The organism is Paraburkholderia sp. Tr-20389 (assembly GCF_017104565.1).
Classification (GTDB): Bacteria; Pseudomonadota; Gammaproteobacteria; order Burkholderiales; family Burkholderiaceae; genus Paraburkholderia.
On record NZ_JAAGPD010000013.1, the window covers coordinates 135,753 to 152,485 of the forward strand.

Annotated in this window: 12 protein-coding genes; 7 read left to right on the plus strand and 5 right to left on the minus strand. The window is 56.6% G+C overall.

The annotated features are described in order from the left end of the window. Positions 1–3: 3 nt before the first annotated feature. The 4 genes from panB to G3N95_RS15445 form a co-directional block, all read right to left on the minus strand. The gene (panB, locus tag G3N95_RS15430) at positions 4–822 is read right to left on the minus strand and encodes a 3-methyl-2-oxobutanoate hydroxymethyltransferase (RefSeq protein WP_205970944.1); all 819 of its coding nucleotides are present in this window, start codon (positions 820–822) and stop codon (positions 4–6) included. A 383-nt stretch (positions 823–1,205) separates the two neighbouring features. Continuing rightward, complete coding sequence (locus G3N95_RS15435; protein WP_205970945.1) at positions 1,206–2,342, minus strand: porin; 1,137 nt, start codon at positions 2,340–2,342, stop codon at positions 1,206–1,208. A gap of 113 nt (positions 2,343–2,455) precedes the next feature. Continuing rightward, positions 2,456–3,796 (minus strand): APC family permease, encoded by a 1,341-nt coding sequence (locus G3N95_RS15440; protein ID WP_205970946.1) that lies wholly within the window; start codon positions 3,794–3,796, stop codon positions 2,456–2,458. Positions 3,797–3,847: 51 nt separating this feature from the next. Next, complete coding sequence (locus G3N95_RS15445; RefSeq protein WP_205970947.1) at positions 3,848–4,627, minus strand: cyclase family protein; 780 nt, start codon at positions 4,625–4,627, stop codon at positions 3,848–3,850. 608 nt (positions 4,628–5,235) lie between these two features. Between G3N95_RS15445 and G3N95_RS15450 the strand changes: the two genes are divergently transcribed. Further along, positions 5,236–6,147, plus strand: a complete 912-nt coding sequence (locus G3N95_RS15450; protein WP_205970948.1) for an AraC family transcriptional regulator — start codon at positions 5,236–5,238, stop codon at positions 6,145–6,147. 10 nt (positions 6,148–6,157) lie between these two features. On the opposite strand, the gene G3N95_RS15455 is transcribed toward G3N95_RS15450, so the two are convergent. Further along, the gene (locus G3N95_RS15455; protein WP_205970949.1) at positions 6,158–7,054 is read right to left on the minus strand and encodes a LysR family transcriptional regulator; all 897 of its coding nucleotides are present in this window, start codon (positions 7,052–7,054) and stop codon (positions 6,158–6,160) included. Positions 7,055–7,391: 337 nt separating this feature from the next. Here G3N95_RS15455 and G3N95_RS15460 point away from each other — a divergent pair, with 337 nt between their 5' ends. The 6 genes from G3N95_RS15460 (at position 7,392) to G3N95_RS15485 (ending at position 15,708) form a co-directional block, all read left to right on the plus strand. Beyond that, positions 7,392–9,029 carry a GMC family oxidoreductase N-terminal domain-containing protein gene (locus G3N95_RS15460; RefSeq protein WP_346778376.1) on the plus strand — a complete coding sequence of 546 codons (1,638 nt, stop codon included), beginning with the start codon at positions 7,392–7,394 and terminating at the stop codon, positions 9,027–9,029. Positions 9,030–9,065: 36 nt separating this feature from the next. Continuing rightward, on the plus strand, positions 9,066–10,505 hold the full coding sequence (locus G3N95_RS15465) for an aldehyde dehydrogenase family protein (RefSeq protein ID WP_205970951.1): 1,440 nt from the start codon (positions 9,066–9,068) through the stop codon (positions 10,503–10,505). A 44-nt stretch (positions 10,506–10,549) separates the two neighbouring features. Further along, complete coding sequence (locus tag G3N95_RS15470) at positions 10,550–11,803, plus strand: methylaspartate ammonia-lyase (RefSeq protein WP_205970952.1); 1,254 nt, start codon at positions 10,550–10,552, stop codon at positions 11,801–11,803. Between the two features lie 317 nt (positions 11,804–12,120). Beyond that, a complete protein-coding gene (locus G3N95_RS15475) occupies positions 12,121–13,299 on the plus strand; it encodes a CaiB/BaiF CoA-transferase family protein (protein WP_205970953.1) in 1,179 nt (392 codons plus the stop codon). Positions 13,300–13,309: 10 nt separating this feature from the next. Continuing rightward, positions 13,310–14,164 (plus strand): CoA ester lyase, encoded by an 855-nt coding sequence (locus G3N95_RS15480; RefSeq protein WP_205970954.1) that lies wholly within the window; start codon positions 13,310–13,312, stop codon positions 14,162–14,164. 152 nt (positions 14,165–14,316) lie between these two features. Further along, on the plus strand, positions 14,317–15,708 hold the full coding sequence (locus G3N95_RS15485; RefSeq protein WP_241018553.1) for an amino acid permease: 1,392 nt from the start codon (positions 14,317–14,319) through the stop codon (positions 15,706–15,708). The last annotated feature ends 1,025 nt before the right edge of the window (positions 15,709–16,733 follow it).

Sequence of the window (16,733 nt, forward strand, 5' to 3'; positions counted from 1 at the left end):
CGTCTATCGATAGCAGTGTTCTTCGCCCGGGAAAATGCCCTCCCTTACATCTCGAACGAAGGATTGAATTGCGCTCTCGATACTTTGTTGACCATTCATGAAATTCTTGACGAAACGCGGTGTCTTCCCCGGTGATATGCCCAGCATGTCATGAAGCACAAGCACTTGCCCTGAGCATCCTAGACCGGCGCCGATGCCGATGGTGGGAATTTGGATTTGATCAGTGATGGTCGCGGCGACACCAGATGGCACCGCTTCTAAGACAAGCAGCTGTGCACCGGCCGCTTCCACAGCCTGTGCGTCCTTGATGAGGCAAGCAGCAGCCACATCCGTCTTGCCTTGCACGGTAAAACCACCCAGCGCGTGAATCGACTGTGGCGTAAGTCCTATATGGGCGCAGACTGGAATCGAGCGTTCCACGAGGAAGCGAATGGTACTGGACAGGAAAGCTCCGCCTTCCAGTTTGACCATATGTGCCCCGGACCTTATCAACTGAACCGCGTGTCCATAGGTCTTTTCTGGAGAGTCCAGGCAGCCGAAAGGAATATCGGCGACGATCATGCAGCGGCGAGTACCCCGCGCGACACAGGCAGTGTGATAAGCAATGTCATTGATATCTACGGGCAGTGTGTTTGAATGCCCCTGCAGCACGTTACCGAGTGAGTCACCTATAAAGGCGATGTCGACCCCGGCACGATCGAGGAGGGAGGCAAATGTCGCGTCATAGCACGTCAGCATCGTGATTCTTTCACCACGCCGACGCATGGCGGCCAGATGAGGTACCGTTATAAGGGAGCGCGCATCGCCCTGCAGGTAAGCCATGAAGTTTTAACGAACTAGATGAACATCGGAGGATTGTAAGTTCAGCGAGCCGTGCGGTGTTTCGAAAATGGAGAAGTCGACGTCGCCAAAATAGATGGGTTGACCTGAAACGCATCGTTCTTCCGTTGCTGCCCAACGCTTCGATTGTGTTAACCAACCACGACTTCGAACAACCTGACCCTGCCTAATGGATCTGCACAACGATTGATACCGCAAAGCCAGGAACTTAGGGACGAAGGCGACAGAATGAAGTTGGGTTTCTTCCTCTCGCGGTAAAAAAATGCACACGTACGGCCGTTGTCGACCGCAACGTGTGCGAAACGCCACTCGCAGGCATGCTAAAGCTAAGGCGTAGGAGATCCAACGGTACTGCGCAGAGAAAATCAGAAGCTGTGGCGCAACCCTACGACAGTGATGACTTGCGACGATTTTCCGGCGTCGATGTCATAGGAACCGACAACCGCCTGGGCCTCGCCTGCACCGTTCTGCCCGGAGGCATGCGTATAGCCAGCGATCGCGTACACGTCGGTGCGCTTGCTCAGGTTGTAGTCTGCACCGAGGCTGAACATGTGGTACTTGGCAGACGAATCGCCGCTCGTCTTCGTGTAGTTATATCCTGCGCCGAGCGAGAAATTCGGAGCGACCTGCCAGATGCCAAATGCGGATGCATTCTGGTACTTTTCGGAGGACGTGAACGTCGACGAAGCGTCAGGGTTGTATTCGGTAAAACTGTAGGCCGCACCGAGCGTCACGCTCCCCAGTACATACTGGCCGCCAACCCGCGTGCTGTTCACGCTTCGTGCAGATGCATAAGCGCTGTTGACGGCGCTGTTGAAGAGGGAATCGGCGGAACTGGCCGGGCGCGTCGTGACCAGACGAGCGTTACCGTAGTCGATGTGCATGTAACCTGCAGCGATGCCCAGTGTCCCGTTGTTGTACCCTGCCGAAGCACTGTAAGTCTGTCCCGAGCCGACAGATCCCGCGACACCGCCGAAAGAGTAGAGGGCTTCAACGGTAACACCGCCCCAGGACGGGCTCACCCACTTCACCGAATTGTTGATTCGAATGCTGTTATCGTAGTTATCGAAGTCGCCGGGAGGCGCGAAGATCGCGCCAAAGTAGTTGTCACCCGTCAACGGTTGAACCTGGTCGACGATCGGATCGTACTGACGCCCGAGCGTCAAGGTACCAAGCTTCTCGTCAGTGAGGCCGACGTAGGCCTGACGCCCGAACATGCGGTTGTTCTGACCGAGAGTACCGTTGGTCGGATCAAACCCGTTCTCGAGCTGAAAAATCGCTTTCAGGCCGCCCCCGAGATCCTCGTTGCCCTTGAGACCCCAGCGGGAGCCGGCGAGACTGCCAGACATCGTCGTGATCTGCGTGCTATTTCCACCAGAGTTATGTACGTATGCGATCCCCGTGTCGATGATGCCGTAGAGCGTCACGTTGTTTTGTGCATGCGCGGGGGAACCGAGTGCTGCCAGACAAAGAGCTGACGACTGGAAAACGAACTTTTTCACTTGGCAAATCTCCAGATGCTTTTAAATATATCTTGTTTATTGAAGTTTTTATTACTAGACCGGGCGCGCCAGAAAGATTGGTGTGCGCGCCCGGACCGATCCGCCTTGAAGCTCTACACTTCGAGACGGATGTCGCGGCGCAGAACACGGGTAAGAACGAAGTAATACACAACACCTACACCGAACCAACTCACACCCAGCTCCCAGGTGGCTGCGCCCATCGAATAGAGGACATAGCCGAGGATGCAGAAGCCAACTACAGGGGAAACCAGATGTTTGAAGAGGGAGCGGGAGTGTTTGCGGCCAACGTAGTGGACCACCACAGTAATGTGCAGGATCATGAAGCCAGTCAGCGCGCCGAAGTTCACGAAGTTCGTCAGCGTGTCGAGGTGATCAAGAAACCCGAGCGAGATTGCCATCGAGATAACAGCGATCAGGATCAGCGCGACATTCGGCGTCTTATGCTTCGGATGGATGGACGCGAGGATTGCGGGCATCTTGCGGTCACGAGCCATCGAATACAGGAGGCGGGCGATTGCAGCTTGGGAGACGATTGAGCACGAGAGACCGAACGTGATGGCGGTGGCCAGGGACGTCAGCATCGCGAGCGGCTTTCCGCCAGCCAGTTCTGCGATCTCATAGAACGCCGTATCAGCCGACTTGAACTTCATGCCGTTTGCGAGGTCGCCGGCAATCCATGTTTGCAATACGAAAAGCGCGCCGGCCAGTAAAAGTGCTGCAATAGTGGCGTTACCAACTGTTTTTTTGCTGTCACCCTTTACCTCTTCGGCAAGCGTGGAGATTGCGTCAAAGCCGAGAAACGAAAGTGCACAAACCGAGACGGCCGAAAAAACGAGTTCGCTTTTGAACACCTCGGGCTGAAACAGCGGCTTAAGCGTGAGATGTCCAGCTCCGACGCCGTGATAGAGTGCCCAGAGGCCGACGAAGGAGAAGATGACCAGCACAATCATCTGCGCATACATGAAGAACTTGTTGACTGCGGCGGTGGCTTGAACGCCGAAGTAGTTCGTGATTGTGCCAATCCCCAGGAACACAACGATCCACACCCATCGGGGAATCATCTCGAACATCTGCGAAAGGGCAGCTGCCGCGACGACATAGGTGAGAGCCGGAATCAGGAGGTAGTCGAGGATGAGCATCCATCCCGCGATAAAACCAGCTGTTTCGCCGATACCACGCTGAGCATAGGCGTAGGCCGAACCGGCAATCGGGAAATCCTCAGAAAGGACCTTGTAACTCAGTGCTGTGAAGAACATGGCGACCATCCCGATGATGTATGCAAGCGGGACCATCCCGCCCGACGCATCGGAGACGTAGCCATAGATCGCAAACGGAGCAATCGGGATCATGAAGACGATCCCGTAGATGACAAGATCCGCGAAGGTAAGGCTTCGCTGAAGTTCCTGCTTGTAGCCGAAAGAATCAGTAGACATGACGCGTTCCTTCAAGGAAGGTGATTCAGATAGCAATGGTCCAGGCGGCGCTTAGACCGGTGCGATAGCAAAAACTCGAGCGGGAAAACCTGTGGCGCCTCCGACCTTAGGGAATGCCACCACGGCGAGCGCTCCCGCTTCCGGCACCTCGCTGAGGTTCGCAAGCAACTCGATCTGGTATCGGTCTTTGGAAAGCACCAGACCTTCGAGCGAGAAGTCGGAGCGCGATGTTGCGGAGCCCGGATCGGTGTCGAGTGTCTCGTGACCGCATGCCGCTGCGTCACGGGCGTCGAACAGGTAGTCAATGACCTCGCTGCTCCAGCCGGGCGTGTGCGAGATACCTTCGGCATCGCGGTTAAGCATGCTGGCGTGATCTGGCCAGCGTTTCGACCAGTCGGTACGAAGCGCGACAAATGCGCCACGAGGAATAGCGCCGTTCCGAAGCTCCCAATCCCTGACGTCATCCATCGAGACTGTGTAATCGGGGTTAGCCAGGACCTTTTCATGCACATCGATGACTACGAGCGGAAGGAGTTGCTCTTCAACCGTCAACTGGTCAAGAGTCCGCAGTCCGCCGTGAAAGTGCGACGGAGGGTCAACGTGAGTCCCCCATTGCCCGACATGGGTAAACACGTGCGCCTGGAAGCCGTGCTCGTCGAGGTTGAACAGGGCCGTCCGGCTCATTTTCGTGAATCCAGACCAGAGCGGAGACGATTCGTCAGCGGTGTGACTCAAATCTATCCATTTACCTCGCCTCAGGATTTCATGGAGGGTCCAGAAGGGGTTGGCCCCGAGCGATGCAAGAATTTCGGTGGCAGAGGTGAATCCCATTTTTTTCTCCATAACTGTGACTATCGAATGACGATCGGTGGCGATGTTTTAAGGTTTAATAAGTAGGAATACTGATAGATGATTGTGTGAGCCCGATTTTGTCGAACTGTGAGACTGTGTAACGTGGTCGCTCCTCAAAAGCTCCCTGTCGAGGAACCCGTCCAACTTGATAAGTTGAGCGCAGCACGTCGCGACGTGTCTTTGGCGAGCCGAGTTGCGTGTGGCAGTCGGGTCGTTCTTTCTTACGGCGTTAGAATTTGTATTGCCGTGTCTATCGTTGGAATCGAACTTAGTCGATGGCGGCAAATAGCGTCAATGTGACAAAACGCATTTTCTGAAAATGCGTTTCGGCGTGGCAGATGCGTGTTATCGACGTCCTTTTAGGAACAAAATGAGCCTAGGGAAGACACTTATTTCCCCAATTGTTGGGTGAAGGCAAATGAAAGCATCTACCTTTCAGTCCTTTTTACCGATCTACTTAACTTGGGCGAGTGAGCGAAGGCGCTCCAATCCGCTTCTCTTTAGATGACTTCGGACGCTTGACACACGTGGATGACTGTGATGGGATCTACTGGGGTACTTCATTTCGAGTGCCGCTTAGGAACAGCATGATGAGGCAAGTTGACGACTGGGTGCGATATGCGGACTTCTACCGCAAGTCGCCGTACTCCATATTTCCGCAAGAGCATCGGGATTCCCCGGGGCGTTTGAATTTTCACATGATCACTGTGGAGCAGGGTGATCATGAATTTGTCGATCCCAGTGTTCCCGAAACGGTGGTTGCGCTTCCTTTGTCGGCTTCGCCAGACAACACGTGGGCGTGGGATATGGGAAACGGATGGCATAGTGACGCGGCAGCGCCGGGACGTATGCTCGTTTTGCCGGCCGACAACACGAGTCGCTGGAAGGTCACGGGAACGCGCCGTCTGCTTCTCCTGACAATTCCTTCACCGACCGTTCGCCGCATCCTTGGGCCTGCCGCCCCTGACAGGCTGACAGAGGCATTCCTCCCTCTGGCCGAATCAACATGGGAAGATTCCTTTCTGCCTCATCTCATGATGCGGTTATGGGACGGAACTGCCAGAGGCCATATTACCGACCGTCTGCTCGTCGATGGAGCGTTGACGACGCTGGTTGCTCACCTTCTGCAACTGGCAGGCTCTCGCGACCGGCCAATGAAATACGTTTCGCTTCCGAACTGGCGGCTGAAACGGATCTTCGAGTATGTCGAATCAAATCTGCACGAAGAGATCGATATTGTCGCACTGGCAGAAGTGGCAGGCCTTAGCGTGCGACACTTCGCTCGAGCCTTCAGTGAGGAGGTCGGCGAGACACCTCATCGGTGGCTGATGGGTCAGCGCACAGAAAGGGCGATTCAACTGCTCAGGGCAGACGAAATGCCGCTTTCTGAAATCGCAACCGCTTGCGGATTTTCAAGCCAGAGCCATTTCACCAAGGTGTTCCGTCAGATCACCGGTGAGACCCCGAAGCGCTGGTTCAATGCCACCAAGATGGGTTGATCCACGCAGGTTAGATGCTTGTGTCCCGGCTTTTGGCCCATTTCTCAACCGACGTGACGATATGCGCGTGCATCGCCTTTGCAGCCGGGGCCAGGCCTTCCTGGCTCAGCGACGCAAGTACGATAGCCCGACTCTCCGCCGGATAGAAAGGAAACACCTGTACGGCGCTTCTGTAGTTGAGAAGCGCGAGTTGAGGCATGACGCTGATGCCCAGCCCGCTTTCAACGATTGCGATTATTGCGGCATCGTCTATTGCCCGCGCGCTCGACTTGACGGAGATGCGGTGGGACGCCAGTAGCTGTTCTGTTTCCTTGCCATAGCCGGTCCCCTGCAGAACGATATTGTGATCTGCCAGTTCATCGACGGTCATGTATGCCTTGCTCTTGGACTTGAAGCCAGGTGGAGCGATACACACCAACGGATCGACGTAAAGGGGCGTTACATCAAGCCCCGGCGCGGCGGGTAAGGTGATAAAACCCAGATCGACCTGGCTCTTGATGATCCATTCGGCGACATCGTCGTACCCGCCCTGTTCGATGACCACCTCGATCTTGGGATATTGTTCCGCGAACCCCCGGATAATCTTTGGCAACCAGGCAACGCTGACGCTGCTGAATGCACCAATCCGGACCGTGCCCGCCTCCAGTCCAAGCAGCTTTGAGGCTTGCTGGCCCAGCTTCTCGTTGCTTTGAAGCACCTCACGGACTGTTGGCAACAATGCCTCACCCCCTGCCGTGAGTCGGACACCGCTTCGATTCCGCGTAAAAAGTGTGAAGCCTAGTTCCTGCTCGAATCCACTCAACGCGTGACTCACTGCCGAAGGCGACAGGTTGAGTTGATGCGCGGCCGCAGCGAAACTGCCGCGCTCGACGATCGCGACAAAAACCTCGTAGGCATTAAGCGACATAACGATTTAGATGAATTTTTTGCATCTACGGTTCGATTAAATTGAATTGTGGCACAGCCTTCCGCCAGGCGCCATCTCCTGCCTTGTGAAGCTCTACACCGCGCGTCGGGGCAGTGACACGCGGCCGGTTCCCCGTGGACCATAGGGTTTCTATTTACCCGTCGCTTAGATGCAAAGTTTGCATCTATTGGTAAATATAAATCTCTTTTTTAACAGTTGCCTCGTGCGTACTATTTCGTGGCGGGAAGGTGAAAACCGTCCAATGAAAAGGGTATGTGCTTGACGGCGCGACGCGGCGCCGAATGCGAGAGAAAAGATGGAACCGAAAGGAGAGACTGTGAACGCGATCAATACCAACGCCCAAACCTACGACTACGTGATCGTCGGCGGCGGGTCTGCCGGGTCTATCCTGGCGGCCCGGCTGTCTGAGGATCCAAAGGTTACGGTCTGCGTGCTGGAGGCCGGACGGAGCGATCTGCGTCCGTACGTCCGCATCCCTTCCGGTTTCGTCAAGACGCTAACCCAACCCGAGATCACGTGGCAATTCAAGACTGAGCCGTCGGATGGCAGCGGTGGACGCAAAATTTCCACAACTCAAGGACGAGTGATCGGCGGTTCAAGCTCCATCAATGGCATGATGATTGTGCGGGGGCAGCCCGGGGACTTCGATAGCTGGGAGTCGCTCGGAAATCGAGGATGGGGATACAAGGACGTTCTGCGGTATTTCAACCGGTCGGAGCGTTACACCGGGACGTGCGCAGAAAGCGGCGTTCGCGGTCATTCGGGGCCTATTCCTGTCACGCCGATGGACTGGTTTCATCCTATTTCCGAGACGTTCATCGAAGCTGCCGTTGCGGCCGGACACAAGCGCAACCCTGATTACAATTCGGGCGATCAAGAGGGCGTGGGCTATTTCCAACGCACGATCGAGAATGGATACCGTGTAAGCGCTGCCGTTGCTTTCTTGGCGCCGGCTCTCAAGCGTGGCAATGTCGCATTGCATTCGGGCGTGCGAGCACAGCGCATTCTGTTTGAGGGCAAGCGCGCAATAGGCATTGGATTCGTTCGACGGCAAGGTGGCGAGGAGACTGTTGTGAAGGCCCGCCGTGAGGTGATCATTTCGGCAGGCACCGCAAACACCGCGCGACTCCTGCAACTTTCCGGTGTTGGTCCGGCGAGGCTGTTGTCAGAACTCGGTGTCAAGGTCGTCCATGATCTGCCTGGTGTCGGCGAAAATCTCGGCGATCACTATTCGGCACGGATGGTAATGCGTGCACGACGCGGCACCACGACCCTGAACGAGATGGCGCGCGGCGTTCGTCTGGGTTGGCAAATCATGCGCTGGCTCGCGAAAAAGCCGAGCGTACTGACCTTGACGCCTTCGCAGGCTCACCTTTTCTGCAAGTCATCGCCCGAAGTAGACACTCCTGACCTCCAATGCGTCTTTGTCCCGGGGAGTTATAAGGAGGGCAAGCACTATGTGCTGGACGACTATCCTGGCGTGACCGGTGGATGGTGGCAGCATCGGCCGCTGAGCCGCGGATATGTACGCGCCCGTTCGCGGGATGTGTTCGAGGACCCGATCATCCAGCCAAACTACCTTTCGCATTCTCTTGACCAGGAAGTCATGGTCGCGGGCATGAAAATCATTCGCGGTCTGCTCCATTCGTCGACACTCGCCAAATATCTCGAAGAAGAGACCGTTCCGGGCATGGATGTGAGCACCGACGAAAAAATGCTGGATTTTTGCAAGAGCCACGGCTCGACGGGCTATCACCTTGTGGGGACCGCCCGCATGGGCCCGAAGTCGGATCCGATGTCGGTTGTCGATGACTCGTTGCGCGTACATGGGCTCGAAAACCTGCGCGTCATCGATGCGTCAATCATGCCGGCGATCACCTCGGGCAACACCTACGCTGCGACGCTGATGATCGCGGAAAAGGGAGCGGACCTGATCCGCGGTATTCGCGCTTAGGTCGCTTCAGTTCAATCTTATTCGTAGGAGACGGCAATGGCCGCAGAAAATCTTGACGCTCATCTCTTCATCGACGGCAAATGGATTGAAGGGAAGTCCGGTTCCCAACCGAACATCGACCCAGGCACCGAAGAAACCGTTGGCGTCGTGACGTTGGCGGACAGCGAGCAGGTGCAGGCTGCACTGGACGCTGCATATCGAGCATTTCCCACATGGAGCGCAATGACGGGCCAGGCTCGCGGGGCGATCCTGAAGAAGGCGTCGGCGCTGCTGGCGGACCGCATTGAGGAGGTCGCCGCTGGACTTCTGCTCGAGTCCGGCAAGACGCGAGCGGATGCAATCGGCGAACTCCGGCGCACGATCGAGACGCTGGCGTGGAACGGAGAAGAGGCAAGCCGCATCAGTGGGAAGGTGCATCAGGGCATCGTGGCCGGCAGCACGCGCTTATCCCTGCCGACTCCTTTGGGCGTTGTGGTCGCGATTACGCCGTGGAATTTTCCGGCTGTACTGGTTGGCCGCAAGCTCGGAGCGGCGCTTGCGGCAGGCTGCACTGTTGTGCTTAAAGCTTCCGAGTTCACGCCGTACAGTGCGCGGGCGATAGTACAGACTCTCGTCGACGCCGGTCTGCCCGATGGCGTTGTCAATCTGATCTACGGCGACCCGGCAGCAATCAGTAAGCAGCTCCTCGCGTCCCCCGTTGTCAAAGCCGTATCTTTCACTGGGTCGACCCACGTTGGAAAGCAGTTGGCAGCTCTCGCCGCGCAAAATCTCATCCGCCCCATCTTTGAGCTGGGCGGGCATGCCCCCGTCATCGTGTGGAGCGATGCCGATATTGATAAAGTCGTTCAGGTGACCGCTCCTGCTAAGTTCGGATCGGCGGGTCAGTCTTGTGTCGCGCCCACGCGATATCTCGTGCACCACTCCGTGCATGACAAACTGGTCAAGGCGCTTGTCGAGAAGGCAAAGACTTACCGCCTCGGACACGGCGAAGAGGAGGGTGCAACGCTTGGGCCGGTAGCGCACGGCGGTCGTGTGGCCTCCTTCCTTCAGCTGGTAGACGACGCGGTTTCCAAAGGCGCTGTCGTTGAGACGGGCGGAAAGAAACTCGAGCGCGCAGGCTTCTTTGTCGAGCCAACTGTGCTGTCGTCGGTTTCGCGGGATGCCGAAATCCTCACGGAAGAACCCTTCGGCCCGGTCGCTACGATCCAGTCAATCGAGACGGTGGACGAAGCGATCGAGCTCGCGAACGCTTCCCCCTATTCGTTTGCGGCTTATATCTTCACAGATTCGCTCCGTGTCCGGGACGAACTGGTCGGTCACTTGAACGCGTCGAACATCGGCATCAATCAGACTGCGCCTTCGCTGCCGGACGTCGCGCTTGGCGGCCTTGGCAACAGCGGTTATGGCTATGAAGGCGGGACGGAAGGCGTGCTGGCCTATATGCACCTGCGCTTGGTCAGCCAGTCCGCGGGCTGATTCCGGCAAATGTTCCTTCAACATTGACCTAGAGAAGATTGACCATGTCCAGTTTGATCACTATCCAGAAAGTCATCGCGAGTCCCGGCGTTGGCTCCTTCTTTTTCGACGACCAGGCCGCCATCAAGGCTGGAGCGCAGCGCGACGGCGCAGCGTATGCCGGTACACCGCAAACTCCCGGATTCAAGGCTGTTCGCGAGCCATCCGAATCGGTGTCGGTCATGCTCGTCCTGAGCGATGGCTATATCGCAAAGGGCGACTGCGCGAGCGTCCAATACACCGGCGTTGGCGGCCGGGAGCCGCGATTTCATGCGAAGGAACTTGCAACGCAGATCGAGCAGCAGTTGGCCCCACATCTGAGCGGCCTGAGCATTCGTTCGTTCCGAAAGACGGCTGAATTCGCCGAGCAGATCATCGATGGATCCTTTGAAGCGAAACGCGCTGCGGCTTATGGGGTGTCTCAAGCATTGCTGGACGCGGCTGCTCACGTTGCCGGCCATCATCTGATGGCCCAGGTCATCAGAGACGAGTGGCAGATCGACAAGCCGCTTGCTGCGGTACCGGTGTACGGCCAGTGCGGCGACGAACGTTATACGAATGTCGACAAGATGATCCTCAAGAGCGTGCCAGTGATGCCACATGGCCTGATCAATACCAGCGATCTGGTCGGTCCCGATGGTGCGGCGCTCGAAGCCTACATCGACTGGTTGAGAGGCCGCATTGCTCAACTTCGAACGTCGGCTGACTACCAGCCGGTTATCCATATCGACGTCTACGGTCTCATCGGCGCTGCGGCAGGCGGCTCGATTGAGGGAACTGCCGACATTATCGATCGGCTCGAACGCGCAGCAGGCCCCCACCAATTGCGCATTGAACACCCGCTTGATGCCGGCGGACGGGACGCGCAAATCGAGGCCCTGGGCGCGCTTCGCCGAACGCTGAAGAATCGAGGCAGCAACGTCGGAATCATTGCCGACGAATGGGCCAACACGGCCGAAGACGTACACCTCTTCGCTGCAGCTGGTGCTGTCGATATGGTGCAGATCAAAACGCCGGATCTCGGCTCCCTCCATAACTCTGTCGACGCAATCCTCGACTGTCACCGTCATGGTGTCGGGCCGGTGCTCGGTGGTACGTGCGCAGAAACCGATCTGTCGGCACGCGCGACTACGAACATTGGTGTAGCAACCGGTGTCACGCAGATGCTCGCGAAACCAGGTATGGGATTCGATGAAGGCTTCAACATCGTCTTCAACGAGATGAATCGGGTCCTACGCATCGCCCAGGCGATTCGCTAACGAGTGGACTGCCCAGCAGGTTGCGCCCACCACGGGGGTATCCTGCTTCGGTCAGTAGCTCCTCGCGTTTTCTGTGAGCCTTCGAATTTTGCGAAGCGCGCTTGTCGAAGTGCTCATTCCGGGATCAAAGAGCGCGACGTAGAATTTCCGGATCGGTATGACATGCGGATTGGACCTTCACCATCCCGGCCCCGCCCCCAATCGCGAACTCCCGGACACCGGGGCGTAGGCCGAGCCGCCACAATATCTGATCAAATTCATTCGTTCGATATCCCATCAAATTAGTTAATTCGTACTACGTAGAAGGAAGTTACGAAATGACAGGACCGCTTTCTGGAATCACTGTTGTGTCACTGGAACAGGCTATCGCAGCACCATTTGCGACGCGACAGCTTGCCGATCTGGGTGCGCGAGTCATCAAGATTGAGCGTCCCGTAGTTGGCGACTTCGCTCGCGCATACGACGACCGTGTAAACGGTATGTCGTCGCACTTCGCATGGACCAACCGCTCGAAGGAAAGTCTCACGCTGAACACGAAGCATGAGCAGGCGAGCGGCGTTCTCCATTCGCTTCTCGCCAAGGCGGACGTCTTCGTACAGAACCTGGCGCCCGGTGCAACGGCGCGAATCGGTTTGGACTATGAGACTCTGAAGGAGCGTTACCCAGGGCTGATTGTCTGCGACATCTCGGGCTACGGTGACAACGGACCTTATACGCAAAAGAAGGCCTACGATTTGTTGGTCCAGGCGGAAGCTGGCTTCCTGTCAGTTAGCGGCACAGGTGAGGAGATGGTCAAAGCCGGATGCTCGATCGCGGATATTGCGGCAGGCATGTATGCATACTCCAATATTCTTGCCGCACTGATTCAGCGTGGAAGGACGTCTCGAGGGTGCCGGATAGACGTATCGATGCTCGAGGCAATGGCCGAATGGATGAGCTTTCCCATGTATTACGCCTTCGAAGGCGCTGCGCCGCCGCCGCGCGCCGGTGCGTCTCACGCCACGATCTTCCCGTACGGCCCGTTCGTCGCGAATGACGGCAAAACTGTCATTCTTGGGCTGCAAAACGAACGGGAATGGGCGAAGTTCTGCCAAATCGTCCTTGAATCGCCGGAGCTGGTATCCGATGACCGCTTCTCCACGAATGCGAATCGCAGCAAAAATCGCGCAGCGCTACGGGCGATCATCGATCATGCTTTCTCCGGTCTGGACAGCGACCAACTGCTTGCCCGGCTTGATGCTGCCGACATTGCGAATGCCCGCGTCAACGACATGCGAGGCGTGTGGGAGCACCCACAACTCAAGGCACGAGAGCGCTGGCGAGTCGTAGGATCCCCGGTCGGCGATATTCCAGCCTTGGTGCCCCCCGGCGGTACGGCCTTCGCCCAACGAATGGATCCGATACCGGCCGTTGGTCAGCATACCGACGACATCCTCACGGAACTGGGCTTTACACCGTCCGACATCGGCTCCCTGCGAGCGACGGGCGGCATCTAGGAGCACCTATATGAAATCAGCTGACAACGCCGTCACCTACCTGTTTGTACCCGGCGATCGACCTGAGCGTTTTGCAAAGGCCGTACTCTCGGGAGCTGATGTCGTGATTATCGACCTGGAAGATGCCGTCGCCCCCGCAAACAAGGCCGAGGCAAGAGGAGCAATTCTCGAGGCATGGCCGTCGTTGCTTGAAATCGCAACCGAACACTCGACTTCGCTCTGCATTCGCATAAACGGTCTTCGCGAGAAGCACGCGAAGGATGACCTTGCGCTCTGTCATCTGCTCAGGCCGACATTGGTGATGGTACCCAAGGTTGAGTCGGGAGCCGAACTCGGAGTGGTCTCCCGGGAGGTGCCATCTGCGCGAGTACTCGCGCTCATCGAGACGGCGTTGGGTGTGCTGGAGGCCAGGTCGATTGCAGCAGCGCCAAATGTCGCGAAACTGATTCTCGGATCGGTTGACCTGATGCTAAACCTTGGCATTTCGGACGATCGCGACCCACTTGACTGGACTCGTTCGATGCTTGTTCTTTCATCAGTAGCAGCGGGGATCGGTGCACCTGTGGACGGTGTCTGCACATCGATTGAAGACTCCGCTCGCATTAAGGCTGACGCGCAGCGCGCTCGCAGCTTCGGCTTCGGCGCGAAGCTGTGCATCCACCCGAAACAGATCGGCGCGGTTAGGGAAGCCTTTATGGTGACGGATGAGGAAGTCTCGTGGGCTAAACGGGTGATCGAAGCCGCAGAAGCGAGTGCTGGAGCGGCAACAGCGGTCGACGGCGCGATGATTGATATCCCTGTTTTGCTTCGCGCGAAGAAGATCGTCGCGCAGCACAGCGATGCTTTGAGGTTTGGCGCTGACTGAACAGGCGGGAACGCGGACTTACCGCAACGGCCCGCCATCCGGCGGGTCGGGGCCGCGCAGAGACTGATCGAAGACATCTCATCTTTCGAAAAACCGTTGCGCGGCGACACAGCGCCCTTGAGGCGCATAGAACAATGTTTTGGAGACAACGTATGAGTGACGAGCAAGGTGTCCTGCACCGAGGCCTCGGAAATCGCCACATTCAATTGATGTCGATAGGCGGTGCAATTGGAACAGGACTTTTCATGGGGGCAGGGAAGACCATCAGCGTATCGGGTACCTCAATTCTTCTCACCTACATGACCATCGGCTTTTTCCTGTTTTTCACTATGCGGGCGATGGGCGAGATACTCCTTTCTAACCTGCAATTCAAGTCGTTCTCGGACTTCTGCAGCCATTACATTGGCCCATGGGCAGGGTATTTCATAGGATGGTCCTACTGGATGACGTGGGTGGTAGTCGCAATAGCGGACTGTACGGTAATTGGAGGCTATCTGCGTTTCTGGTTTCCGGACTTGCCACTGTGGATCCCTGCGTTGGTCGTGCTTGCGACACTGATGGTTCTTAACCTGGTCGCAGTCCGTCTATTCGGCGAACTCGAATTTTGGTTCGCTTTGGTAAAGGTACTGGCGATCACGGCGTTAGTCGTCGCAGGTGTCTTCATGATTGTCACTGGTTACGTCGCACCAACCGGCGTGCGCGCCTCGCTGACCCATATCGTCGAACCCGGGGTTGTCTTTCCCTTCGGATTGTCCGGTTTCTTCGCTGGTTTCCAGATCGCAATTTTCTCCTTCGGAGGCATTGAGTTGATCGGGACGACGGCCGCGGAAACGCGCGACCCGACTCGCACGCTGCCGCGAGCAATAAATGCTGTGCCTCTCCGGGTTTTGTTCTTCTACGTGCTGTCGCTGGCGTGCATTATCTCGGTCTCGTCATGGGCGGAGATCGCGGCTAACAAAAGCCCTTTCGTGCAGCTGTTTCTGCTGGCGGGATTTCCGGCGGCAGCAGGGATCATCAACCTTGTGGTGATTTCGTCCGCCATGTCTGCAGCGAACAGTGGTGTGTTCGCTACCAGCCGCATGCTCTACGGACTGGCGGCTAACGAGCAGGGTTCGCAATATTTCATGAAACTCTCGCGCTCATCGGTACCTGTGCGAGGCCTGCTGTTCTCATGTGCATGCATGCTGGCAGGCCTGTCGGTCCTTCATTTCATGCCGGAGGTAATGGGAGCGTTCACGATCCTGACGACGGTGTCGGCCATTCTCTACATATTCGTGTGGGGAATGATCCTGGTTGCTTATTTACGCTACCGCAGTCGTGACCCGCATCTTCATCTTCAGTCAACTTTCAGGCTGCCTGGCGGGCGGCTGATGGCTTGGGCGTCGTTAGGGTTCTTTGCTTTCATGATCTACCTGCTGCTGCTCGAGCGGGATACGGCCCAGGCGTTGAGCGTAATGCCTGCATGGTTCATTGGCCTGGCGGTGATGTATCGCTTGCGCAAAGCGAAGGCGACACGAACAGACACCGCAAAGATATTTGGCTGACACCGCTTTGCAGCGGTCAAACCGCAGCCCCTGCTTCACATGGTCCGTCTGGGTGCTGTCCTTGGTTTCGGCAGTGGTCGGCGCCCGGAAGTCCGACGCAATTGATTTGGAGAAAAGGAATTATGTCGACTATCGAACATATCGCACGGAGCGATTGCCACGAGAACGACCCAGCGGGAGATCGAACCATGTCTCGCGATGCTTGCCGCGCCCGGTCAATCGGACCCTTAACAAGCTGGGGATGGACACATAATTCTTCGCCTTGGGATTGGATGGATTTCCATGTTCTGCCTGTCGACGTCGACCGCCCAGCGTGACGGGAGGGTACTGTGTTAGCGCCAGTGGACGCTCTGATTGTATTTATCGACGATCTGTTGGTTGACTCCGTCGCGGAGCCAGCATCTCCTAGAATCAACGCGGTGCGACGTGGTATCGAAGCGACCCTGGCAGATGCAATGAAGAAAGGGATCAAACTTGGCTTGGTCAGCAGGATGATCTATTACAACGTTGCTGTGGCGTGTGAGATAGCTTTTGATAGAGATTTCATCAACAGCTTCGACGTCGTTCTCACGAGCGATCGGTCTTGTGAGTGCTGGTCATCCAGGTCTTGTATAGAAGAAGCACTGGTATTGCTAAGGGTGAAGGCGAATCGTGCAATGGCGATGGTATGCAACGAGCTCGACTTGATCGTCGCGACTCAGATTGGCGTTGGCTCGTTGTGGCGATTGGACTGCGCGAAACAAATGACATCAGTTCCTCCGTCTGTGGTTGGGGGAGGGTTTTCGAAACGTCACCGGCATCGAGAGCTCGCTAGTGACGCATCTGATTGCTATGGACGGTTCCGAGCCCGGATCGGGTCCTGATTTCATACCATGCGTCCTAACACGGATTTAATCACGGCTCCCCTCCGCTGCCACTCAGTAAGGACGTGGGATGGAGACGTACCTCTCGATGATCATTTTTTTGACCAGATGCGCTTATACCGACGTTAATTTTTTTATCGCCCTCAAGCTGCCATGAGTTCG

What these genes read in the sequence shown, in the direction of transcription:
- panB (WP_205970944.1), bottom strand. Translation starts at nt 822, where the DNA reads ATGGCTTACCTGCAGGGCGATGCGCGCTCCCTTATAACGGTACCTCAT.
- G3N95_RS15455 (WP_205970949.1), bottom strand. Translation starts at nt 7,054, where the DNA reads ATGTCGCTTAATGCCTACGAGGTTTTTGTCGCGATCGTCGAGCGCGGC.
- G3N95_RS15450 (WP_205970948.1), top strand. Translation starts at nt 5,236, where the DNA reads ATGATGAGGCAAGTTGACGACTGGGTGCGATATGCGGACTTCTACCGC.
- G3N95_RS15440 (WP_205970946.1), bottom strand. Translation starts at nt 3,796, where the DNA reads ATGTCTACTGATTCTTTCGGCTACAAGCAGGAACTTCAGCGAAGCCTT.
- G3N95_RS15465 (WP_205970951.1), top strand. Translation starts at nt 9,066, where the DNA reads ATGGCCGCAGAAAATCTTGACGCTCATCTCTTCATCGACGGCAAATGG.
- G3N95_RS15475 (WP_205970953.1), top strand. Translation starts at nt 12,121, where the DNA reads ATGACAGGACCGCTTTCTGGAATCACTGTTGTGTCACTGGAACAGGCT.
- G3N95_RS15470 (WP_205970952.1), top strand. Translation starts at nt 10,550, where the DNA reads ATGTCCAGTTTGATCACTATCCAGAAAGTCATCGCGAGTCCCGGCGTT.
- G3N95_RS15485 (WP_241018553.1), top strand. Translation starts at nt 14,317, where the DNA reads ATGAGTGACGAGCAAGGTGTCCTGCACCGAGGCCTCGGAAATCGCCAC.
- G3N95_RS15480 (WP_205970954.1), top strand. Translation starts at nt 13,310, where the DNA reads ATGAAATCAGCTGACAACGCCGTCACCTACCTGTTTGTACCCGGCGAT.
- G3N95_RS15445 (WP_205970947.1), bottom strand. Translation starts at nt 4,627, where the DNA reads ATGGGATTCACCTCTGCCACCGAAATTCTTGCATCGCTCGGGGCCAAC.